Origin of the sequence: Collimonas sp., assembly GCF_044339385.1 — a bacterium.
Lineage (GTDB): Bacteria > Pseudomonadota > Gammaproteobacteria > Burkholderiales > Burkholderiaceae_D > Collimonas.
In genome coordinates, this window is the sequence record NZ_JBIIVN010000024.1 from 1 (window position 1) to 21,825 (window position 21,825).

17 protein-coding genes and 4 pseudogenes are annotated in these 21,825 nt (G+C 57.0%); 7 read left to right on the forward strand and 14 right to left on the reverse strand.

What is annotated here, in order from left to right:
• Positions 1-133: 133 nt before the first annotated feature.
• The 4 genes and pseudogenes from ACIQ0R_RS03170 to ACIQ0R_RS03185 form a co-directional block, all read right to left on the reverse strand.
• Positions 134-1,003 (reverse strand): annotated as a pseudogene (locus ACIQ0R_RS03170) (circularly permuted type 2 ATP-grasp protein); the annotation flags it as partial.
• A gap of 177 nt (positions 1,004-1,180) precedes the next feature.
• Positions 1,181-4,549 carry a DUF2126 domain-containing protein gene (locus ACIQ0R_RS03175; RefSeq protein ID WP_395823596.1) on the reverse strand — a complete coding sequence of 1,123 codons (3,369 nt, stop codon included), beginning with the start codon at positions 4,547-4,549 and terminating at the stop codon, positions 1,181-1,183.
• A gap of 210 nt (positions 4,550-4,759) precedes the next feature.
• Positions 4,760-5,418: pseudogene (locus tag ACIQ0R_RS03180) on the reverse strand (hypothetical protein).
• A gap of 296 nt (positions 5,419-5,714) precedes the next feature.
• Complete coding sequence (locus ACIQ0R_RS03185; protein ID WP_395823598.1) at positions 5,715-5,981, reverse strand: hypothetical protein; 267 nt, start codon at positions 5,979-5,981, stop codon at positions 5,715-5,717.
• A gap of 274 nt (positions 5,982-6,255) precedes the next feature.
• Between ACIQ0R_RS03185 and ACIQ0R_RS03190 the strand changes: the two genes are divergently transcribed.
• The 6 genes and pseudogenes from ACIQ0R_RS03190 (at position 6,256) to ACIQ0R_RS03215 (ending at position 12,121) form a co-directional block, all read left to right on the forward strand.
• A complete protein-coding gene (locus ACIQ0R_RS03190) occupies positions 6,256-6,912 on the forward strand; it encodes a glutathione S-transferase family protein (protein WP_395823600.1) in 657 nt (218 codons plus the stop codon).
• A gap of 46 nt (positions 6,913-6,958) precedes the next feature.
• A pseudogene (locus ACIQ0R_RS03195) lies at positions 6,959-7,392 on the forward strand (cupin domain-containing protein).
• Between the two features lie 355 nt (positions 7,393-7,747).
• Positions 7,748-9,165: pseudogene (locus ACIQ0R_RS03200) on the forward strand (circularly permuted type 2 ATP-grasp protein).
• 1 nt (position 9,166) lies between these two features.
• Entirely contained in the window at positions 9,167-10,183 is a 1,017-nt protein-coding gene (locus ACIQ0R_RS03205) for an alpha-E domain-containing protein (protein ID WP_395823602.1), read from the forward strand.
• A 136-nt stretch (positions 10,184-10,319) separates the two neighbouring features.
• Positions 10,320-11,132 carry a transglutaminase domain-containing protein gene (locus tag ACIQ0R_RS03210; protein ID WP_395823604.1) on the forward strand — a complete coding sequence of 271 codons (813 nt, stop codon included), beginning with the start codon at positions 10,320-10,322 and terminating at the stop codon, positions 11,130-11,132.
• A gap of 116 nt (positions 11,133-11,248) precedes the next feature.
• Complete coding sequence (locus tag ACIQ0R_RS03215; RefSeq protein WP_395823606.1) at positions 11,249-12,121, forward strand: peptidase; 873 nt, start codon at positions 11,249-11,251, stop codon at positions 12,119-12,121.
• Positions 12,122-12,246: 125 nt separating this feature from the next.
• Here ACIQ0R_RS03215 and panB read toward each other — a convergent pair whose 3' ends face one another.
• The 7 genes from panB to ACIQ0R_RS03250 all read right to left on the reverse strand — a co-directional run bounded on the left by panB (position 12,247) and on the right by ACIQ0R_RS03250 (position 18,298).
• Entirely contained in the window at positions 12,247-13,098 is an 852-nt protein-coding gene (panB, locus tag ACIQ0R_RS03220) for a 3-methyl-2-oxobutanoate hydroxymethyltransferase (protein ID WP_395823608.1), read from the reverse strand.
• A gap of 2 nt (positions 13,099-13,100) precedes the next feature.
• A complete protein-coding gene (locus ACIQ0R_RS03225) occupies positions 13,101-13,748 on the reverse strand; it encodes a deoxynucleoside kinase (protein WP_395823610.1) in 648 nt (215 codons plus the stop codon).
• Positions 13,749-13,834: 86 nt separating this feature from the next.
• On the reverse strand, positions 13,835-14,350 hold the full coding sequence (folK, locus tag ACIQ0R_RS03230) for a 2-amino-4-hydroxy-6-hydroxymethyldihydropteridine diphosphokinase (RefSeq protein WP_395823612.1): 516 nt from the start codon (positions 14,348-14,350) through the stop codon (positions 13,835-13,837).
• Positions 14,347-15,729: a polynucleotide adenylyltransferase PcnB gene (gene pcnB, locus ACIQ0R_RS03235; protein WP_395823614.1), complete on the reverse strand. Its 1,383-nt coding sequence runs from the start codon at positions 15,727-15,729 to the stop codon at positions 14,347-14,349. Before pcnB ends, folK begins: the two co-directional genes overlap by 4 nt.
• Positions 15,726-16,400: an HAD family hydrolase gene (locus tag ACIQ0R_RS03240; protein ID WP_395823616.1), complete on the reverse strand. Its 675-nt coding sequence runs from the start codon at positions 16,398-16,400 to the stop codon at positions 15,726-15,728. Before ACIQ0R_RS03240 ends, pcnB begins: the two co-directional genes overlap by 4 nt.
• Positions 16,397-17,098: a DnaA regulatory inactivator Hda gene (gene hda, locus ACIQ0R_RS03245; RefSeq protein WP_395823618.1), complete on the reverse strand. Its 702-nt coding sequence runs from the start codon at positions 17,096-17,098 to the stop codon at positions 16,397-16,399. Before hda ends, ACIQ0R_RS03240 begins: the two co-directional genes overlap by 4 nt.
• 117 nt (positions 17,099-17,215) lie before the next feature.
• Positions 17,216-18,298, reverse strand: a complete 1,083-nt coding sequence (locus tag ACIQ0R_RS03250; protein ID WP_395823620.1) for an AI-2E family transporter — start codon at positions 18,296-18,298, stop codon at positions 17,216-17,218.
• Positions 18,299-18,538: 240 nt separating this feature from the next.
• Here ACIQ0R_RS03250 and purM point away from each other — a divergent pair, with 240 nt between their 5' ends.
• The gene (gene purM, locus ACIQ0R_RS03255; protein ID WP_395823622.1) at positions 18,539-19,591 is read left to right on the forward strand and encodes a phosphoribosylformylglycinamidine cyclo-ligase; all 1,053 of its coding nucleotides are present in this window, start codon (positions 18,539-18,541) and stop codon (positions 19,589-19,591) included.
• A 165-nt stretch (positions 19,592-19,756) separates the two neighbouring features.
• Here purM and can read toward each other — a convergent pair whose 3' ends face one another.
• From can to ACIQ0R_RS03270, 3 genes are all read right to left on the reverse strand, one after another.
• Complete coding sequence (can, locus tag ACIQ0R_RS03260) at positions 19,757-20,425, reverse strand: carbonate dehydratase (RefSeq protein ID WP_395823624.1); 669 nt, start codon at positions 20,423-20,425, stop codon at positions 19,757-19,759.
• A gap of 148 nt (positions 20,426-20,573) precedes the next feature.
• Positions 20,574-21,224: a chalcone isomerase family protein gene (locus tag ACIQ0R_RS03265; RefSeq protein ID WP_395823626.1), complete on the reverse strand. Its 651-nt coding sequence runs from the start codon at positions 21,222-21,224 to the stop codon at positions 20,574-20,576.
• Positions 21,225-21,327: 103 nt separating this feature from the next.
• On the reverse strand, positions 21,328-21,825 hold a 498-nt coding region (locus tag ACIQ0R_RS03270; RefSeq protein WP_395823628.1), incomplete at its 5' end, for a transposase.

Genomic DNA, 21,825 nt, shown 5'->3' on the forward strand with positions numbered 1-21,825 from the left:
ACGAGATCGCTAAAAAAGGAGTGCTTCAACACCAACTGTTTGATAGACTTATCCACAGCTGCTAACTCAAAACGCAGCGACCAGCCCTGGGTCACATTTCAATCAGCAGGCTGGGTCAAGATTCAATCAGCGCCAACACCAGCGGATCGCAATAGTCGTCATCGAGGCGGCGCAGAATCGCATGCACGCGGCGCAAACCGCTGAGCGTCTTCAGGTACACCATATCGCCGCGCACCATCAGGTCGGCGCCTTCTACCAGCGGAAAACCCAGCGTGTGCGCCAGGAAGGCGTGCTCGGAATAGGTTTCGTTGTAGGGCCCCGGCGTCAACAGCACCACCAGCGGCGGGTCGCCGCCGGACGGTGCCAGGGCGCTCAGGCTATGGTGCAAGGTATGAAAGAATTTCAACAACGATTGCACGTGCATGTCGCGCACCGTATCCGGCATCGCCCGCGACATGATCTGCCGGTTCTGCAACGCGTAACCGGCACCCGACGGCCCCTGCGTGCGGTCCGACATGACCCACCAGTGACCGTCCGGCGAACGCGCCAGATCGATTGCGTACAAGTGCAGATGAATACCGCCGGGCGGCTCGATGCCGCGGCACGGCCACAGATAGCCATGCTGGCCGAACACCAGCGCTGGCGGCAGCAGCCCCTTGGAGAGCAAGGTTTGCGGGCCGTACAGATCGGCCAGTACCGCATTGAGCAGACGCGCGCGTTGCGTCACTGCGGCAGAGAGATTTTGCCATTCGTCGGCAGAGATAATCTGCGGCAGCAGATCCAGTTCCCAGGGCCGGTTGGCGCCTTGCGGATCGGCATACACGTTGTAGGTGACGCCTTCGGCGGCGATGGCTTCGCGCGCGGCGGCGCAGGATTTCCGGCGGCAGATCTTCCAGTTGATCGACCAGAGTCCGCCTGGCGGCCGCTTGCGGCCGCCAGGCTCAAGCATTTCGTCGTAACGATCTGCCTCGGTGGGATAACCCTCTAGTAAACGCCGGTACATGATTGATCGCTTGCGTCACTTGTATTGGTTGGGGACAACCGGTATCAGGCAATGAGAAAGCCGCCGCGTCGTTCCCGCCCACGCGGAAACCCTTTTTGAGACACTAACCTGGACTCCGGCGTGGGCGGAAATGAGCGGCTTATTGGAATAAAACAGTCCCTGAATACCTTGGGTTAGTCAAAAGTGCCGTAAGTCTAACGTAAATGGAAACTCGACGGACGCAATCGGCGCGCTGACCTGCATCGGCCCCGGTGTGTGATTGAGACGGAAATAGCGCGCCAGACGGCGGCTTTCAGCCTCGAACGCATTGACCGGGAAAGTCTCGTAGCTGCGGCCGCCAGGATGCACCACGTGATACTGACAACCGCCCAGACTGCGGGCGCTCCAGGTATCAACCAGATCAAAGGTCAGCGGTGAATCGATGCCGATGGTCGGATGCAGCGCAGACGGCGGCTGCCAGGCGCGGTAGCGCACGCCGCTGACGAATTCACCAACCCGGCCGGTCGGTTGCAGCGGCAACGGCACGCCGTTGCAGGTCAGCACGTAGCGATCCGGCTCCATGCCGCTGACCTTGACTTGCAGCCGTTCCAGCGACGAATCGACATATCGGGCGTTGCCGCCGGAGCGGCTTTCCTCGCCGAGCACATGCCACGGTTCGAGCGCGGTACGCAGCTCCAGATTGATGCCGTTGACTGCGAAATCGCCGATTTTGGGGAAGCGGAATTCAAAGTGCGGCGCAAACCATTCCGGCTTGAGCGCATAGCCGGCTTGCTGCATGTCGTCCATGACGTCGCAGAAATCCTGCCAGATGAAATGCGGCAGCAAGAAGCGGTCATGCAACTCTGTACCCCACCGCACCAGGCGCAGCGGCGTGTAGGGCGTCTTCCAGAAACGCGCCACCAGCGCCCGCAACAACAACTGCTGGGTCAGACTCATGCGCGCGTGCGGCGGCATTTCGAAAGCACGTAGTTCAAGCAGGCCGAGGCGGCCGCTACTGCTGTCGGGCGAATACAACTTGTCGATACAAAACTCGGCGCGGTGCGTGTTGCCGGTGACGTCGATCAGCAAATTACGCAGCAGGCGATCCACCAGCCACGGCGCACATTCGCCGGCTGCCAATTGTTTTTCCATTTCAGCAAAAGCCAACTCCAGCTCTACCACCGCATCGTTGCGCGCCTCATCGACGCGCGGCGCTTGCGAAGTCGGGCCGATGAACATGCCGGAGAACAGATAAGACAACGCCGGATGGTTGTGCCAGTAGCTGATCAGGCTGCGCAACAAATCGGGCCGCCGCAGAAACGGCGAATCGCCCGTAGTGGCGCCGCCCAGCACCAGATGGTTACCGCCGCCGGTGCCGGAGTGATGGCCATCGAGCATGAATTTCTCGGTGCTCAGGCGCGTCTCGCGGGCGACATCGTACAGATAGTTGGCATTGGCTACCAGTTCGCTCCAGCTGTGCATCGGCTGGATATTGACTTCGATCACGCCAGGATCGGGGGTAACGCTGAACTTGGCCAGGCGCGGATCGACAGGCGGCTCGTAACCTTCCAGCAATAGCGGTTGCTGCAAGGCCAGCGCGGTCGCTTCAATGGCCGCCACCAGTTCCAGATAATCTTCCAGACGCGCCAGCGGCGGCATGAACAAATACAAGGTCCCTTGCCGCACTTCCGCACACAACGCGGTACGGACGATCTGATCGGCGGCGTCGAGCCGGACCGGCGCCGTATGGGTATCGCCATTGAACGCCGAACTGTACTTGGGGGCATCGCTGGGGCGGCTGCCAGCAGCACTCTTTTCAGACACGACCTTTGCGGCCGCCAGAGCAGGCGTCGCCAATTGTTGGCGAATCTGTCGGGCGATGGGCAGCGGCGCGAAAGCCTGGGTCGGATCCGCTTGATGCACATACGGAAAATCACCTTTCTTGACCCACGGCTGAGAGTCCAGCGGCAACCGATAACCGAGCGGCGAATCGCCCGGCAACAGATAACAATACTCGCTGCGCAAGTACCAGCTGCCGCTTTTCCAAGCGCTGTCATCGGGCTTGCGCGCCAACGGCAAGACAAACCCGGCCACCTTGCGCAAACCTTGCGAAAACACCCGCGCCAGTCTGGCGCGTTCTTGCTTATCATCGAGACGGGCATCGGATGGATCGACATTGATCGCCAGCCGCCGCTCACGCCAGAGGTAGTAACAAATATCTTCGTAAGCGGCGAATACATACTGGCGATCGAGCCCGAGACGGGTCGCCACGCCGTGCAAGAAACGTTCGGCGGCGCCGTCTTCCGTTGCCTGCTGTAACGTTTCATCGGCGATCAGTTGCGGTATACTCCAGATCGGTTCGCCATCGCGGCGCCAATAACAGTTGAGCGACCAGCGCGGCAGTTGCTCCCCCGGATACCATTTGCCCTGACCGAAATGCGGCAAGCCTTGCGCGGCATATTGCGTACGCAGCCGATGATATAGCTGTGCCGCCAATGGTTTCTTGGTCGGCCCCATGGCGGCGGTATTCCACTCCTCAGCGTCGGGATGATCAAGCGCGACGAAGGTCGGTTCGCCACCCATCGTCAAGCGCACATCGAGGTCGTCCAGGTCGTCATCAATTGCATGCCCCAACTCCTCAATTTCTTGCCATTGCGTTTCACTGTAGGGCTTGGTGACCCGTGGCGATTCCCAGATCCGGGTCACGCTCATCGCATGCTCAAACACTACTTCGCACGGCTCCACCATGCCGCTGACCGGCGCCGCCGAGGAGGGCTCCGGCGTGCATGACAGCGGAATGTGGCCCTCGCCGGCGAACAGGCCGGAGGTCGGATCGAGCCCGATCCAGCCGGCGCCGGGTAAATACACTTCGCACCAGGCGTGCAGATCGGTGAAGTTAGCTTGCGGCCCGGATGGGCCATCGAGCGATTTCTGATCCGCCGTCAGTTGGATCAGATAACCCGATACAAAACGCGCCGCCAAACCAAGATAACGCAGTATCTGTGCCAGCAGCCAGGAAGAATCGCGGCACGAACCAGAAGCCAGACTTAGCGTCTGCTCTGGTGTTTGCACCCCCGGTTCCATGCGGATGGTGTAGCGGATCATCTGCGCCAATTGCTGGTTCAGGTTGACCAGGAAATCCTCGCTGCGCACACGCTCGCGCGGCACCTGATCGAGAAATTTTTGCAGTAACGGCGTCATCGGTAATTTCTTGCGATACGGCTCCAGCTCGTTTTGCAATTCCGACGCATATGAAAACGGCACCTTCTCGGCATAAGGTTCGAGGAAAAAATCGAAGGGATTCATCACCGACATCTCGGCCACCAGATCGACCTCAATGCGCAATTCGCTGGTCTTTTCCGGGAACACCAGACGCGCCAGATAGTTCGCCTGTGGGTCTTGCTGCCAGTTGATGAAATGCGGCTGCGGCAATATCCGCAACGCGTAACTGAGAATCCGCGTGCGGCAATGCGGCGCTGGCCGCAAGCGGATGATTTGCGGCCCAAGGCTGATCGGCCGTTCATAACGATAGGTGGTGAGATGATTGAGTGCTACGTGAATTGACATGGATATCCTCTGCGACAATCAACAATCTTTTCGTATCACGGCCAGAACCTGCCTCTGCGTACGCATACTTTACTTGCCTTTTAGGTGCCTTTTAGGTGCCTTTTAGGTGCCTTTTAGTTGCCTTTTAGTTGCCTTTTACGTACCTGCCGATTTTGCTACTGTGCGGCCATGCCTCGTTTCCTGAGTTCATGCGTGTGCACTCCCCTCACGCTACTGGTGACTGTAAATAAAATCCCGCAGGCGCGGATAAATGTCGTTATCCCAACGCCGCCCGTTGAAGACCCCATAATGCCCGACTCCGGTTTGCACGTGGTGCGATTTCATATACGCACGGATACCACTGCACATGTCTTGCGCGGCTACCGTCTGGCCGACTGTGCAAATATCGTCCCTCTCCCCCTCTACCGTGAACAATGCGGTGCGGCGAATCGCTGCCGGTTCCACTGTGCGGCCCAGCGCTTGCAACTGGCCCAAGGGCAGCGAGTGGTCCTGAAATACGCTTTGCACAGTTTCCAGATAAAACTCGGCGGCCAGGTCCGACATGGCGAAATATTCGGCATAGAACGTCTTGATCGCATTGGCTTTTGCAATCTCTCCCTCGACCAGATAGTTATACAGATTTTGGAACGCCTTGGTGTGCCGCTCCAGATTCATGTTCATGAACGCTGTCAATTGCAGGAACCCGGGATAGACCTGGCGCTGACTACCGACATAGCGGCCGGGAACGGTACTAACCAGATTTTTTCAAACCACTCGATTGGCTTGCTTTTAGCCAAATGGTTGACGGCGGTAGGATTGATGCGGGTATCGATCGGGCCGGCCATCAGAGTCATGCTGGCCGGCTGCGCCGGGTGGCGCTCCGCCGCCATCAGCGAGACCGCTACCAGCGCCGCCACCGTCGGTTGACAGACTGCTGCCAAATGCGTGCCGGGACCGATTGTTTCGATGAAGCGGATCAGATGCGCGACATATTCATCGAAGCCGAAACGGCCATCGCTCAACGCGACATCGCGGGCGTTATGCCAGTCGGTGATGTAGACATCATGGTCGCTACGGTGCCACGCAACAGTGTCGCAAAGTGCCTGGACATCGGCGCCACCAGCAACACCGGCGGCTGCACTGCGTTACTGTCTTTTCTGAAGCGCAACAAGGTGCAGAACGGCGTCTACTCAACCACCTCTTCACGCACCGAAACCGTGCAACCATTCTCTTCCACGCTGTCGATCCCGAATGCAGGGCGCTGATGCGTCAACTGAGTGGAGGAAAACACTTCACAGGCCGCCGCAACTTTACGCAATGCCAGGCTGTCCGACCAGCCCGGCCAGCGGTTGGCGAGCATCGGCGCGGCCGTACCAGCCCACGCACCTGCCAACATACGCAGCGGATCGCTGAGATCCGCATAGCCCTGATATGCCTGGTAAATTTTCGTCATGGGACTACCTGTTATTGGACTACCCGCATTCGACTCAACTGCAATAACTATGCCCAACTATCTGGCACGGCCTTTGCTCAGCTTAGAAGACATTTGACCAATATTCGCGCGCGAACGCAGCTACCCATCAGATAGCACACGGCGCGTCGCCCACCTTGCCAAGGTGTTTTCAGGCAAGAAAGCATGTCACGGATATTGATTTGATCAGCTGCTTTCTAGTTGAAACGGTTTGCCAATCAAAATCGCTTTCGATCCAATACGGAAGAATATTGCCATGCCTAAGACCACCTTGAGCATTACCAGTAAAAACTATTCGTCATGGTCGTTGCGCGGATGGCTGCTGACGAGATTTTCCGGGCTGGAATTTCAGGAAAACATGATCTCGCCGGACGATCCTGACGCCCGTGCCGAAATACTTCTGCTGTCGTCATCGATTCTGGTGCCGTGCCTGTATCACGGCAATATCGTAGTGTGGGATACCTTGGCTATCGCCGAATATCTCAATGAAATCCGGCCCAAAACCGGGCTGCTGCCCGCCGATCGTGCGGCCCGCGCCCATTGCCGGTCGATCTGCGGAGAGATGCATTCCGGCTTCAGCGCATTGCGCTCGGCACTGCCAATGAACATCAAAGCGCACTTCCCCGACTTCGAGGTCTGGTCGCGTGCCGAAGCCGACATCAAACGCATTACGGCCATCTGGAAACAATGCCTGGCCACCTATGGCGGGCCTTATTTGTTCGGCGCGGAGCGCTCCATGGCCGACGCCATGTATGCGCCGGTGACAACCCGCTTCCAGACCTATGACGTCAAACTCGACTCCGTCTGCAACGCGTATAGCAAGCGTATCATTGCCATGCCGGAAATGCAGGAATGGATCGAAGCCGCCAGGCTGGAGCCGGAAGACATCAATGAACTGGACGTAGAATTCTGAAGCGATGTGAAGATTGCCCAATCATCAACTTGAAAGGATGACTGCGATGGATAGCGTTACTGAAACCAGTCCCCGGACTTTATTTTCCCACGTCCGCGAAGGCGATACCGCGTTTGAGTCGGGCGGCCTGCGCGACTTTTTTTGTACCGCGACCTTGGCATCGCCGCTGCCACCGGCGGCCAGGTTGTGGCGCATCTGGTCAAGGCCAACATGGCACCGGAAATTGGCACCGGATGGCATCGGCATGCAGCGAATTTCCACATCGTGTACATGCTTAAGGGCTGGGCGCGCTTCATGTATGAAGACAAGGAAACCCTGGTCAAAGCCGGCGACTGCGTACATCAGCGCCCCGGTATCGTGCATTTTTTATTCGACTACTCGAAAGACATGGAGTATCTTGAAATCGTCAGCCCGGCAGCATTCACCACAATCGACATGCCCGCACCTTGCGCAGTCCCGGCACCGGAGCCTTGGGCCTGAAAAGAGTTGCACGACTTTGATAACATCTTTCGCAAGCAAATCGAGAGGGAGGTCGCCACACAGATTACGCAAAATTTGCTAAGAGCGTAGGTCGCAGTGCCGAAAATAAAATCTGTTCATCTGTTCATAACGCATTTCATCGTGTTAATCCTTGAACAATACGATGCCCAATAAGCAACAATCAATGCGCAGAAATTAGCGGCCATGAGCATTAATGGGCAGCATTAATGGGCAGCAAAATCGGCAGGAAAAATCGGCAAAAAATCGATAATATTCTGCGACAGGCCACATGCTACCGGCACGCTTCTTGATAGCTACTTGATAGTTTCCGATCAAACAACAGCAAAGCAAGATCATGGCAAATTTTTTCGATGAAATGTACTTCGATGGCAACGCGTCAGTGCGTCCGCACTACGATGAATTTTCTTCCTGGCTGGCAGCCCAAAGCGCCGAAACAATCGCCCGCAAACGCGCCGAAGCCGATCTGATTTTCCGCCGGGTCGGCATTACCTTCGCCGTCTACGGCAATGACGCCGGCACGGAACGCCTGATCCCCTTCGACATCATTCCACGCATCATCCACGCCCAAGAATGGGCGACGCTGGAAGCCGGCCTGGTACAGCGCGTCACAGCACTCAACATGTTCATCCATGACATCTACCATGACCAGAACATCGTCAAGGCAGGCGTGATCCCGGCCGAACAGATTTTCCGCAATGCCCAGTACCGCCCCGAAATGCAAGGCATCTCGGTTGCCTCGGATATCTATGCGCATATTGCCGGCGTCGATATCGTGCGCGCCGGCCAGGGTGAATTTTATGTGCTGGAAGATAATCTGCGCGCGCCGTCCGGCGTCTCCTACATGCTGGAAGACCGCAAGATGATGATGCGCTTGTTCCCCGAGCTATTCCTGCGCCATAAAATTGCGCCGGTTGCGCATTATCCCGACATGCTGCTCGATAATCTGCGCTCGGTTGCCTCCATTGGCGTCACCGATCCGACCGTGGTGGTGATGACGCCGGGGATGTACAACTCGGCCTATTTTGAACACGCGTTCCTGGCCCAACAAATGGGGGGGTGGAACTGGTCGAAGGCCAGGATCTGTTCGTCAACGATAACGCCGTCTACATGCGCACCACACGCGGCCCCAAACGGGTCGACGTGATCTACCGTCGCATCGATGACGACTATCTCGATCCCCTCGCGTTCCGTCCCGATTCGTCGCTCGGCGTACCCGGCCTGCTGTCGGTGTACCGCGCCGGCAATGTCACTTTGGCGAATGCGATCGGCACCGGCGTCGCTGACGACAAATCGATCTATCCGTTTGTGCCCGACATGATCAAGTTCTATCTGTCGGAAAAGCCGATCCTCAACAACGTGCCCACTTTTCAGTGCCGCAAAAAAGAGGATCTGCAGTACACGCTCGATCATCTCAAGGATCTGGTGGTCAAGGAGGTGCACGGCGCAGGTGGCTACGGCATGCTGGTCGGGCCCGCCGCGACCGGGCAGGAAATCGAGGATTTCCGCCAGCGCATCATCGCCAAGCCGGAAGGCTACATCGCCCAGCCGACACTCGCACTGTCGGCCTGCCCGACTTATGTCGACTCCGGCATCGCGCCACGCCACATCGACCTGCGGCCGTTTGTGCTGTCCGGAAAAACGGTCTCCATGGTCCGCGGCGGCCTGACCCGCGTCGCGCTCAAGGAAGGCTCGCTGGTAGTCAACTCGTCCCAAGGCGGCGGCACCAAAGACACCTGGATTCTGGAGAAATAACATGCTCAGTCGCACTGCCGATCATTTATTCTGGATGTCCCGCTATACCGATCGGGCAGAAAACACTGCGCGCATGCTGGATGTGCACGTACAAACCGGCTTGTTGCCGCAATCGGTCGAAGATGCTGAAAAAGGCTGGCGCGCGATCCTCGGCATTTCCGAACTACAGCAAGCATTCGACAAAAAATACAAGCTGCTGACGCAGAAGGACGTGATCGATTTCATGGTGCGCGATCCCGGCAATGCATCGTCCATCGCCTCTTGCCTGAAGCAAGCGCGCGAGAATGCGCGCGCCGTGCGTGGCGCCCTGACCACGGAAGCCTGGGAAATCCAGAACGCCACCTGGATCAAGATGCAGGGTTACCTCCAGACTGATGCGCTGGAGCAAAATCCCAGCGAATTCTTCGAATGGGTCAAGCATCGCTCACATCTGTCGCGCGGCGTCACCATCGGCACCATGCTCAAGGACGAAGCATTTCACTTCATCCGTCTCGGCACGTTCCTGGAACGCGCAGACAATACCGCGCGTACCATCGACGTCAAATTCCATGGCGCCAAGGAAGGCCAGGCCTACACGAAGAATGGCCAGCAGCAAACCCAGAGCAAGGAACAGCAACACGCGGAGGAACGCAAAGACGCCATCGCTGAACCACAGGTCGATTTCTACTACTGGGCGGCGATCCTGCGTTCGGTATCCGGCTTCGAAATCTATCGCAAGGTGTATCGCGATGTGATCACACCGGCGCGCGTGGCCGATTTGCTGATCCTGCGACCAGACATGCCGCGCTCGCTGCTCGCCTGCATGGAACAGGTGGTCGGCAACCTGAAGCATGTGCGCAACGACATCTCGTCCGATACCGAACGTTTTGCCGGCAAGCTGCATGCCGACCTGAAGTTCAGCAACCTCGACGAAATCCTTGACGCCGGCTTGCATGACTATCTGACCCGCTTCTTCGAACGTGTCTTCGAACTCGGCAACCGCATCAGCCGTGACTTCCTGGTACCGTTAAATACCTAGCAAAAACAAGGCTGGCAAGCCAATGCCTGGCAGCGATAGTCAGATCGACTTGCGCAGTATTTTCCACCCTGTCAATCAGAAAGCCGGGCATGCACTTCCCTACCTGCGTCACCGCAGTTTTCAGGATCGACCCGCCATGCTGTTGACCATCCGCCATGAAACGGTCTATCACTACACCGCTCCGCTGACCTACACCATCCAGCAGTTGCATCTGTCGCCTCGACCCGAGGTGCAGCAGCGCACGCTAACCTGGAATATCCGCAGCTCCGGCAGCCGTCATCCGTTCACCGATGCGTTTGGCAATCTCAGCCACACGCTGACCATCACCCGGCCGCATCACGAGGTGCGTATCGTCGCCGAAGGCACCGTGGCGGTAGCGCCTTTGCACCTCGGACGCCTGCCGCAGCCAGGTGAATTTTCGCCGCTGGTGTTTACGGTATCGACGCAATTGACGCAACCTACCGCGGCCGTGATGGATTTCGCCCGTCGCCACCTGCAGGCCGGCGCCGGCAGCAAGCAATTGCTGGGTCTGGCGCAAGCCATCTGCGCTGCCGTGATCTATCAAAGCGGGTCTACTGCGGTCACTACCAGCGCCGACGATGCGCTGGCTCAGGGTCAGGGCGTGTGCCAAGACCACGCCCACCTGTTTCTGGCGTGCTGCCATACCGTCGGCATTCCAGCGCGCTACGTATCGGGCTATATCGACCCTGGCAACACCAGTCACGCGGAAAGCCACGCCTGGGTCGACGTCTGGGTGCAGGAAGGCGATTTTGCCGGCTGGATCAGCATCGACGTCACCCATGCCTGCTTCGCCAGCAATAATTATTGTCGTTTAGCCATTGGCCGCGACTACGACTCAGCCGCGCCGGTACGCGGCGCGCGACGCGGCGGTGGCGAGGAAACGCTGACGGTGCAGGTTAATGTTTCCGCGCGGCCATCAAATCAATGAAGCGAGTGTGAGAATCTGTCAAAAACAGTTGCACAAGCAACAAAAACGTAGCAACCTGATCAGGTAACTACTGTGCGTTCCTGTAAAATCCTCACTTTGCTTTTTTCTCTGACACCATGACTTACTGCGTAGCCCTGCGCCTCAATTCCGGCCTGGTTTTTCTTTCCGACTCCCGCACCAACGCAGGCGTCGACCATGTGGCCACCGCACGCAAGATGAGCGTGTTCGAGAATCCCGGTGAGCGCCTGATGGTCCTCATGACCGCCGGCAATCTGTCGATCTCGCAATCGGTGAAAGAAATCATCGGCGCGCACATGAATGCCGCTGGCAAGACCATCTGGAGCGCAGATTCGATGTATGAGGCCGCGCAAATCGTCGGCGAAGCAATCCGCACCGTGCATGAGAGCGAAGCGCAGGCGCTGGAAAAATTCGGCATCGATTTCAACGTCAGCATCATCTTCGGCGGCCAGATCAAGGGCGAGCGCTGCCGCCTGTTCCAGATTTATTCTGCGGGCAATTTCATCGAGTCGCACAACGAAAACACCTATTTCCAGATCGGCGAATCGAAGTACGGCAAGCCAATCCTGGATCGCGTCGTCACACCTGCGTCATCGCTCGACGAGGCAGCAAAATGCGCACTGATCTCAATGGATTCAACGCTGCGCTCAAACGTCTCGGTCGGCTTGCCGCTGGATATGCTGCTGTACGAAAACGATACGCTGGCGGTCACCTGCTTCGTCACCATTGGCGAAAAAAATCAGTACTTCCAGATGATCCGCGAAAACTGGGGCAAGCAGCTCAAGACCGTGTTTGACGGCCTCGCCGATCCGGTCTGGAATGCCGACCCGGAGACAACTGCCAATGTGCTCTCAGCGCAAGGCTCGCGCAGCGAGCCGCTGGTGGTGCTGCCGCCGCAAGGAGTTGCCACCGAAACCCCGCCGCCGCCGTTGCAGACGCTGGCCCAGGGCAGCGACAGTCAGCAGCGCTGAAAACCCCCGCAAAATGAAAACGGCGCCTTGATTTCAATTACGGCGCCGTTTTTGTTTCTGGTAGCGGCGAGAATGACAACTGATGCCGATACCGATACCGATACCGATACCGATACCAGCTTAGTTCAGAAACAATGCTCAGGTGCCGGAAAAGACCGCTCCTTGACCGCACGCACATACGCCTGGACAGCAGCGTCGATGCTGGTCTGACCTTGCATGAAGTCTTTCACGAAACGCGCCTTGTGGCCGGGGAAAACACCCAACAGATCGTGCATCGCCAGCACCTGGCCGGAACAATCCGGGCCAGCACCGATGCCGATGGTCGGGATCGACAGTAGCTCGCTGACTTCCTTGCCCAGCGCTGCCGGAATCGCTTCCAGCACCAGCAAGCTGGCACCGGCCTCCTGCAAGGCCAACGCATCGGCCTTCACTTGCTCAGCTGCCGCATGCGACTTGCCCTGCACCTTGTAGCCGCCCATCTGATGCACCGATTGCGGCGTCAGGCCGAGATGGCAGCACACCGGGATCGCCCGCTCAGTCAGGAAACGCACGGTCGGGGCCACCCATGCGCCGCCTTCGATCTTGACCATTTGCGCACCGGCCTGAATCACCGGCACCGCGTTGGCAAACGCACTTTCCGGCGTCGCATAGGCGCCAAACGGCAAATCGGCCAGCACCAGCGCCGTGCGGTTGCCGCGCGCCACGCTGGCGGTGTGATACACGATGTCCTGCACCGACACCGGCAAGGTCGAGGCGTGCCCCTGGCACACCATGCCAAGCGAATCGCCGATCAGCAACGTCTCGACGCCGCAACGATCCAATAAAGCGGCAAAGCTGGCGTCGTAGCAGGTCAGCATGGTGATTTTTTCACCCTTATCGCGCAGTGCCTGCAATGCCGGGATAGTAATCGGCTTGCTGCGCGCTAGCGGTGCGTTGCCCTCTGCGGCCGGCTCGGCGCCTTGTAGATAGCCTGCCATTGTCATTCTCCACGATTGAAAAATTCACGCTTGCCACGCATACCGTCGATGCGCGCCAAGAGCAAGTTGAAGTCGGCGTCATTGTCTGCCAAATCCAGATATTGGTTATTGACGATCAATAAAGGCGCATCGTCGTAATGATAAAAAAAGCTGCTATAGCTTTCGCACAGCCGTGCCAGATACTCCGGCGAAATACTTGCCTCCATCTCGATGCCGCGCTTCTTTATCCGTCCGACCAGGGTTTCCGGCCCGGCCTGCAGGTAAATGACCAAATCCGGCGTTGCCACTTGCGGCCGCAGGTGATCGTACATCTGCTGGTATAGCTTAAGTTCTTCATCGGCCAGCGTCAGGCGCGCGAAAATCGGGTCTTTGGCCAACAGGAAATCGGCGATCAGGTTGCCAGGATTGTCGAACATATCTTCCTGGGCTGCCTCACGCAACTGGTTGATGCGCTGAAACAGAAAGAACATTTGCGTCGGCAGCGCATAACGCGGGGCGTCGCGGTAAAACCGTTCGAGAAATGGATTCGCCTGCGGTTGTTCCAGCAACACCTTGCCACCAAGGTGCATGGCGATCTTGTTGCCCAGCGTGGTCTTGCCGACCCCAATCGGCCCTTCGACAACAATGTATTTGTAGCTGGCTAGATTCATGTCAGAGAATGGTAGGCTGATGCACAAGGTATGGACAGTGTGCCAGATGAGGGCGCTTCCGGCAGACATCTGGCATTCATCGGATTTTATGCTTTGCTGATAATCTGGTCAGCGACTTGCGGCGCAAAGCGGTGCGCCGCGCCATAGCCCGGAATGACGACGAAGGGGTCGATCTGCAACAGCGGGGTCAGCACAAAAGCCCGTTGCGTCATACGCGGATGCGGCACGATCAATGCGTCGTCGGCGATACTCGATTGGCCGTATAACAGCAAATCCAGATCGAGCGTGCGCGGCGCATTCGGGTACGGGCGCTCGCGGCCAAAATCCTGTTCTATCCGCTGCAACTCTTTCAGCAACGCATGCGCGCCGAGATGCGTGGCGAGGCACGCCACCGCATTGATGTAATCGTCGCCACCGGCATCCAGCGGCGCGGTGCGGAACAGACTCGATTGCGCGCTGAGGCTGGTGTCGGGCAACTCGGCAAGCTGCCGGATGGCGCGCTGCACCTGACCACGGGCGTCGCCGAGATTGGCACCGATGCCGATATACACCGGTACCGGATCAGTCAACCAATCAACACCCCGGCTGGAACCTGCCGTCATTGACCACCTGACTGGTTATTGCTGCCGCCCGGATTGGCCGTCTTGGCAGCGCCACGCGGGCCGCGCCGACGCGGCCGCTTCTTGGCCGGGGCCGGGGCTGATTCCGCCGCCAGCTTGGGTTTTTGCGCCAGCAGCTTTTCGCGCTGCTCGCCATCGCCTTCCATGAAGGCGGTCCACCATTCGCCGATTTCGCTATCTATCTCACCCGAGGCGCAACGCAGCAGCAGAAAATCGTAACCGGCGCGCAAACGCAGATGCTCCAGCAACTTGTAAGGGGCCTTGCCGACACGGCGCTCAAAGCGCGGCTGCATGGCCCAGATATCGCGCATATCCGAAGCTATCTTGCGTTGCAACGCCAGCTTGTCGGTTTGTGCATCCAGCACATCGTCGGCAGCCAGATGCAACGCTGGAATCAGCAGTTCGCCGGCAGTCTTGTAGGCACTCCATTTTTCCAGCGCCTGATGCCACAACAGCGAGGCGAACAAGAACCCGGGCGACACTGGCTTACCCTGCTGTACGCGGACATCGGTATTGGCCAGCGCCAGCGTGACGAATTTTTCGCCAAGCGGCTGCTCAAGTACCACATCCAGCAACGGCAGCAAGCCGTGGTGCAGGCCTTCCTGGCGCAACTGCTGCAGGCAAGCCAGCGCATGGCCGCTCATCAACAGCTTGAGCATTTCATCGAAGACGCGCGCCGCCGGTACATTGTCGATCAGCGCGGCCATCACCGGGATCGGCGCCCGCGTGGCCGGATCGATGGTGAATTTGAGCTTGGCGGCAAACCGTACGATGCGCAGCATGCGCACCGGGTCTTCCCGATATCGCGCTTCCGGATCGCCGATGATGCGCAAGGTCTTGGCGCGGATATCGTCGATGCCGCCATGGTAATCCAGCACGCTTTCGGTGGCCGGATCGTAATACATCGCATTGATCGTGAAATCGCGCCGCAGCGCATCCTCGTGCTGCTCGCCAAAAGTGTTATCGCGCAACACGCGGCCATGCTCATCCTTGGGCGAACCGTCCGATGAAGCGCCGCGGAAGGTAGTGACTTCGAGCAGGTCCTGGCCGAACATCACGTGTACGATCTGGAAACGCTTGCCGATGATGAAGGCGCGCCGGAACAGACGCTTGACCTGCTCTGGCGTGGCGTTGGTAGCGACATCGAAATCCTTGGGCTTCACGCCCAGCAACAGATCGCGCACCGCACCGCCGACGATGAACGCCTTGTAGCCGTTATCCTGCAGCGTCTTGGTGACCCTAACCGCATTTGGCGACACCAGTTGCGGATTAATACCATGCTGCTTCGGGCCGAGTATCAACGGTTGGGTGGGATCTTTTTTCTTTTTCCCGAGGATGGAGCGAATCAGCTTCTTGATCATTGCGCGTCGAATAAATTCAGGATTGGCCAGCCGTGCGCGGTCGCATGCGCGGTCAACTGAGCGTTCGGATTAGTGGCAATCGGGTCTGTGACCAGCAACATCAATGGCAGGTCGTTGTGTGAATCGCTATAAAAATAACTGCGCGGAAAACTCGCCAAGGTCATGTCCATGGTGGCTAGCCAGGCATTGGTATGAACCACCTTGCCGGGGCCGTAGGTCGGCGTATCCAGCAGCTTACCGGTAATCTCGCCGTCTTCGGTGGTTTCGGGATCGGAGGCGATCAGGAAATCGACGCCCAGCGCCTTGGCGATAGGCTCGGTCACAAAGCTGTTGGTCGCCGTGACGATTGCCACCAGGTCGCCCGCATCCTGGTGTTTTTGCAGCAGCGCGCGCGCTGCCGGGGTGATCTGTGGCTGAATCACTTGCGCCATGAATTGCTCATGCCAGGCGTCGAGCTGTTTGCGCGGGAACTGAGCCAGCGTGCCGAAAGCGAACTCCAGATACTTGACCGGATCGAGCGTGCCAGCCTGGTATTCGGCAAACCAGTCAGCGTTGCTCTTTTTAAAAACATCGGCATCGACGGTGCCGATGCGCATCAGGAATTGTCCCCATTCATAGTCGGAGTCGACAGGCAACAGAGTATGGTCAAGGTCGAATAAGGCCAGGTTCATAGTGGTTTATTATCTTCGGATTCGAGTTGTAACAAGCTGCGCAGCAAAGGCAGCGTAATAGGACGCTGAGTCTCCAGCGAATAGCGGTCCAATTCATCCAGCATGGCCGAAAGAGAGCGCATATCACGCCGAAAATGCGTAATCAGGTAGGGTAACACGCCACCCGACAGGTGCAGGCCGCGTACTTGCGCCGCATGCGTCAGTGCAGCAATTTTTTCTTCATCGCTCAAACCGTGCAACTTGTAGATCAATCCCCAGCCGAGACGAGTGCGCAAATCTTCGCGCACGCTCAGCTCGGACGGCGGCAGTTCGCCGCTGGTGACCAGCCAGCCGCCATGCTCGCGGATCTGATTAAACAGACTGAAGGCTTCGATCTGGTCGGTGGCCGACAGCTTGTCGCAGTCGTCAATCAGATAGCCCGATATGTCCGGCGAAAAATTGAATACATCGCCGTTATATTGGTTGCCGCGGATCAGGCGAGCCCCGGTACTGCTGGCCAGCGCATGCAGCACATGGCTTTTGCCGGCCCCGGCCTCGCCCCACAGATAGACGAAACGATCGCCCGGTGCGGTGATGGATGTCGTTGACGGCGCGACCAGACGCTGCAAGAACTGTAAAGCTTCTTGATTCTGCCCGACCACAAAAGTGTCGAGAGTCTGCGGTTCTTCCGCAGTAATGTCCAGCGTGAGCTGCCTCATACTTCTTTACCTAAGATAGAGCCCGATAAACCTGCTGTACTGCACCACGTCGGGCTGCAATCTGCACTGTTCGCTACGGTTTTTCGGGCCCCTTTTAATTTGTTTGACTAATAACTATTAATTTTTATAAAAACTGCTGTTCAGATAATGTGCGCGCACATGCTTGACCACCACCGAGATGATCGCCGAGCACGGCAGCGCCAGCAATATACCGACAAAACCGAACAACTGGCCAAAAGCCAGCAACGCGAAAATGACAACCGGCGGATGCAGACCGATGCGTTCGCCCACCAGGCGCGGCGTCAGGATAAAACTCTCCAGCACCTGGCCGATGCCATACACGATGGCCACCGCGATCAGTCCATGCCAGCCGTCAAATTGCAGCATCGCTGCAATCAACGCCAGCACCAGGCCAAGGCCGAAACCGACATACGGGATAAATACCAGCAAACCAGTAATAATACCAACAGGCAATGCCACATCGAAGCCCGCAATCGCCAGCCCGCTCGAATAATAAATCGCCAGAACTAACATTACCAGCAATTGCCCGCGTAAATACTGCGCCAGCAGGCTATCGACCTCTTGCGCCATGTTGCTGGTCTTACCCTGCCAGCGACGCGGCACCAGCAGGGCTGCACGGTCAACAATCTGATGCCAGTCCTGCAGCAGGTAAAAAAGTACCACCGGCACCAGCAGCAACGTCGCCAACCAGCCTAGCACCGCGGTACCACCGACTTTGACAGAAGACAGCACAGAGGCCCAGATTTCATCGCCGCTGGTCGAGAGTTGCTTGGTCAAAAGTTCCTTGATGCCGCTGCCATCGAGCCGCACATTGATGCCTAAATCCTGCAAATGCGGACCGATGACACCATCGAGCTTGCTCAGGAAATTAGGAATCTGGTCTTGCAAAAAAGGAAACTCTTTACGCAACACCGGAATCACGATCAGGATGACCGCCAGGATGGCAAATACCAGCAGCAGGATCACGATCAGCACCGCCAGCGCGCGTGGCAAGGGAAATTTCCCGATGCGCCTGCGCGACAGCCAGTCGACCCCCGGGTTGAGAGCGTAAGCGAGGATCGCGGAAGCGATGAAAGGGGTCAAGATCGACCCCAAAATCACCGTCACGGCTATCAGTAACAGCCCCAGCCCGAGCCACAACGCTGTTTGTTTTTGTTCGTCGGTAAAAGAAAATGGCATGGAATCGAGAGTTTGATGAATCGTTTTGATAAAATACCGCTTTTACCGCGCAATAATCCGGCCGACACCAGGCGCATAACAAGCTAAAAAAAGACAAAATTCCATGGAAAAGTAGTATTTTCCGCTGATTTTGCCGTTAGCAGCCTGTCGCTGGCCAATTATTTCACCCCACATACAGCGATGTATTGGGAATGCGTGGCCGAGTTCCTCTATTTTACCGCCTCTGCCGCCAATCACATCATGACTTCCACTTCAAACGTTTCCAACGTGCCCCTCTCTTATCGCGATGCCGGTGTTGATATCGACGCCGGCGATGCTCTGGTCGAAGCAATCAAGCCTTTCGCTAAGCGCACCATGCGTGAAGGCGTGATGGGCGGCATCGGCGGTTTCGGTGCCTTGTTCGAAATCAGTAAGAAATTCAAGGAGCCGGTATTGGTCTCCGGCACCGACGGCGTCGGCACCAAGCTCAAGCTGGCCTTCCACCTGAAACGCCACGACACGGTCGGCATCGATCTGGTCGCCATGAGTGTCAACGACATCCTGGTGCAAGGCGCCGAGCCGCTGTTCTTCCTCGATTACTTCGCCTGCGGCAAACTCGACGTGCCGAGCGCCACCGATGTCATCAAAGGTATTGCCAAGGGTTGCGAACTGGCCGGCTGTGCACTGATCGGCGGCGAAACCGCTGAAATGCCAAGCATGTATCCAGACGGCGAATACGATCTGGCCGGCTTTGCTGTCGGTGCCGTGGAAAAATCCAAACTGATCGACGGTAGCAAGATCATTCCCGGCGACGTCGTACTGGGCCTGGCGTCCTCAGGCGCGCACTCCAACGGCTACTCGCTGGTGCGCAAGATCATCGACGTCGCCCAGCCAGACCTGGACGCCGACTTCCACGACCGCAAACTGGCCGACGTGCTGATGGAGCCTACCCGCATCTACGTCAAGCCATTGCTGGCGCTGATGGAGTCAATGGAAGTCAAGGGCATGGTGCACATCACCGGCGGAGGTCTGGTAGAAAACATACCGCGTGTGTTGCAAGACAATCTGACTGCGGTCTTGCATGCCGATAGCTGGACCATGCCGCCGCTGTTCAGGTGGTTGCAACAGCACGGCCAGGTTGCGGATGCAGAAATGCATCGCGTCTTTAACTGCGGTATCGGCATGACCGTGATCGTCTCGCAGGAAAACGCCGATGCTGCCATCGCCCAATTGCAGGCAGCCGGTGAAACCGTCAACCGCATCGGCGAAATCCGCGCCCGCGCCGAAGGCGAAGCGCAAACCATCGTCATCTGATCATCGTCCGACGACGTGGGCACCAGTGCCCACCATTGCCCGCCAGTGCCCACGTAATCAAGGTAGGCAACACAGATGATCCGCACATAAAAAAACGACCATTTACTGGTCGTTTTTTTATTCGATGATTGCATCGACACACAACCATCACAGCATCAGCCGGGTTTAATCTTCGTAGCGTTTGAGGCTGGCGGCCATGCTCTCGTCCAGATCGGCCATGCAACTCACGGTCACGCCCAGATCGCTCAACAAGCCGTCCCGCAGCCCGTAGACCCAGCTATGAATAGTCAGTGGCTGGCCACGTTCCCAAGCGTCCTGGACGATCGTAGTACGGCAGATATTGGCAACCTGCTCCATCGAGTTGAGCTCACACAAGCGATCGTGCCGGATATTTTCCGGCAATGTTTCGCCCAGATACCGCTCATGCTTCTGGTGCACGTCTTCAACATGCCGCAACCAATTATCTGCCAGGCCGACGCGGCGCTTGGTCAGCGCTGCATGTACGCCCGAACAACCGTAGTGGCCAACCACGAAAACGTGCTTGACCTTGAGCATGTCAACCGCGAATTGCAGCACCGAAAGGCAATTCAAGTCACTATGCGCGACCACATTGGCAATATTCCGATGGACGAACAACTCACCAGACAGCAAACCGAGCAATTCGTTTGCCGGCACCCGGCTGTCGGAGCACCCAATCCAGAAATACTCGGGTGTCTGTTGCGCCGCCAAAGTCTTAAAAAAAGCGGGATCCCGGCCGGTAATTGCCGCGGCCCACTCTCGGTTTTTCTGAAAAAGATCTTCTCTGGTCAGGCTTTGCTTGTTTTCTGCTGTCATCGTTTTCTATTCAATAAAGTTCTATTTAAATATCGTTTTTGCAACACATGTGATGCATCAAAGTCTTTATTTTATCGAAATTCGGCCAATCCCATCGGCTTTTATCGGCGCCTGCTCTGAGGATCCGATATAGCCGCTGCAACCGCCCCTACCCCCCTTGTCCCAGCAACGCTAGTTTCAGTTTGTCATCCGCCGGTTTTTCTCCGAGCCAGATTTTCAACAAAGCGTTATAGAAAACCTGATCGGGCAAATTCTCAGACACTGGCTTGCTATTAAAGTGAATCTGCGTACCGACGCTGGGAATCCAGTCAGTGGTCAGTACATCGCCCTTTTTTAATTCCGGGATCGACGCAAACAATTCGCCAAATTTCAGCAGTTGGTTGATGATCTTCGATTTGTCCGCCTTATCCACATTGTTCTGGATGCCCGCCATGAAAGCACGGCTGAAATCTTCGCTACTGACATCGCGCAGCATGACCAGTTCGATTCGCCGTGCGCCAGGAGCCGCCAGGACATCCGACACAGTGGTTTTTTTATCTGCAAGGTAAAGCGCCGCTGTGTAAACTTTGAAAATTACCTTATAACGAATTCCGGCACCGTTCAGCTTCAAATCCTGATTACCGACCTTAGCTGTTTCGTCAATCTTGATGCCTGCCACATCCACCGCAAAGGCGCTCTGCGCGAGGATCAGCGCAGAAAATAGACAGGCGTAAATTCCGGTACGCTTAAGACCAGCAGCTATCGTCATGTCACCTCCAATGATTTGCGGACACAGTTTGTTTATGTTGACCGTCAACATAAAAGAACGACCGCTTTATTATCGCCGCAGATACAATAAAGAGAGAATAGAGAGGCGCGCAAAATTAGAGGGTGTGCTGGATTTTGTGTAAACGGAATTTCGTTTAATTCGGCTTCATCCGTTCTTCAAACTGGATAGTGAAGCGGTTAAGTGCTCCCTTCCAGTCCCGCAATGGCATCGTCCACTTCTTACTGATGTTGTTGAGCGCCAGATAAAACAGCTTGCTGACGGCGTCATCGGTGGGGAATGAACTGCGGGTTTTGATGACTTTGGGCAGGCTCATATTAATGGGTTCAATGGCGTTGGTGGTGTAAATAACCTTGCGGATTTCCGGCGGGTAGTCAAAGAACGGTGTGATCCGAGTCCAGTTGCGCCGCCAGGACAGGCCGATCGACTGATAGTCCTTGTCCCACTTGGCCTCAAATTCGGTGAGCATGAGTTCGGCCTCATCGACGGTCGCCGCGCTGTAGACGCGCTTCAGATCGGTAGCCACTTCCTTCTGCACTTTCCAGGGAACGAAGTTCAAGCTGTTGCGCACCATGTGAACGATGCACAGTTGAACGACTGCTTTCGGATAGACTGCCTCGATGGCATCAGGGAA

What these genes read in the sequence shown, in the direction of transcription:
- ACIQ0R_RS03175 (WP_395823596.1), bottom strand. Translation starts at nt 4,549, where the DNA reads ATGTCAATTCACGTAGCACTCAATCATCTCACCACCTATCGTTATGAA.
- ACIQ0R_RS03185 (WP_395823598.1), bottom strand. Translation starts at nt 5,981, where the DNA reads ATGACGAAAATTTACCAGGCATATCAGGGCTATGCGGATCTCAGCGAT.
- ACIQ0R_RS03190 (WP_395823600.1), top strand. Translation starts at nt 6,256, where the DNA reads ATGCCTAAGACCACCTTGAGCATTACCAGTAAAAACTATTCGTCATGG.
- ACIQ0R_RS03205 (WP_395823602.1), top strand. Translation starts at nt 9,167, where the DNA reads ATGCTCAGTCGCACTGCCGATCATTTATTCTGGATGTCCCGCTATACC.
- ACIQ0R_RS03210 (WP_395823604.1), top strand. Translation starts at nt 10,320, where the DNA reads ATGCTGTTGACCATCCGCCATGAAACGGTCTATCACTACACCGCTCCG.
- ACIQ0R_RS03215 (WP_395823606.1), top strand. Translation starts at nt 11,249, where the DNA reads ATGACTTACTGCGTAGCCCTGCGCCTCAATTCCGGCCTGGTTTTTCTT.
- panB (WP_395823608.1), bottom strand. Translation starts at nt 13,098, where the DNA reads ATGGCAGGCTATCTACAAGGCGCCGAGCCGGCCGCAGAGGGCAACGCA.
- ACIQ0R_RS03225 (WP_395823610.1), bottom strand. Translation starts at nt 13,748, where the DNA reads ATGAATCTAGCCAGCTACAAATACATTGTTGTCGAAGGGCCGATTGGG.
- folK (WP_395823612.1), bottom strand. Translation starts at nt 14,350, where the DNA reads ATGACGGCAGGTTCCAGCCGGGGTGTTGATTGGTTGACTGATCCGGTA.
- pcnB (WP_395823614.1), bottom strand. Translation starts at nt 15,729, where the DNA reads ATGATCAAGAAGCTGATTCGCTCCATCCTCGGGAAAAAGAAAAAAGAT.
- ACIQ0R_RS03240 (WP_395823616.1), bottom strand. Translation starts at nt 16,400, where the DNA reads ATGAACCTGGCCTTATTCGACCTTGACCATACTCTGTTGCCTGTCGAC.
- hda (WP_395823618.1), bottom strand. Translation starts at nt 17,098, where the DNA reads ATGAGGCAGCTCACGCTGGACATTACTGCGGAAGAACCGCAGACTCTC.
- ACIQ0R_RS03250 (WP_395823620.1), bottom strand. Translation starts at nt 18,298, where the DNA reads ATGCCATTTTCTTTTACCGACGAACAAAAACAAACAGCGTTGTGGCTC.
- purM (WP_395823622.1), top strand. Translation starts at nt 18,539, where the DNA reads ATGACTTCCACTTCAAACGTTTCCAACGTGCCCCTCTCTTATCGCGAT.
- can (WP_395823624.1), bottom strand. Translation starts at nt 20,425, where the DNA reads ATGACAGCAGAAAACAAGCAAAGCCTGACCAGAGAAGATCTTTTTCAG.
- ACIQ0R_RS03265 (WP_395823626.1), bottom strand. Translation starts at nt 21,224, where the DNA reads ATGTTGACGGTCAACATAAACAAACTGTGTCCGCAAATCATTGGAGGT.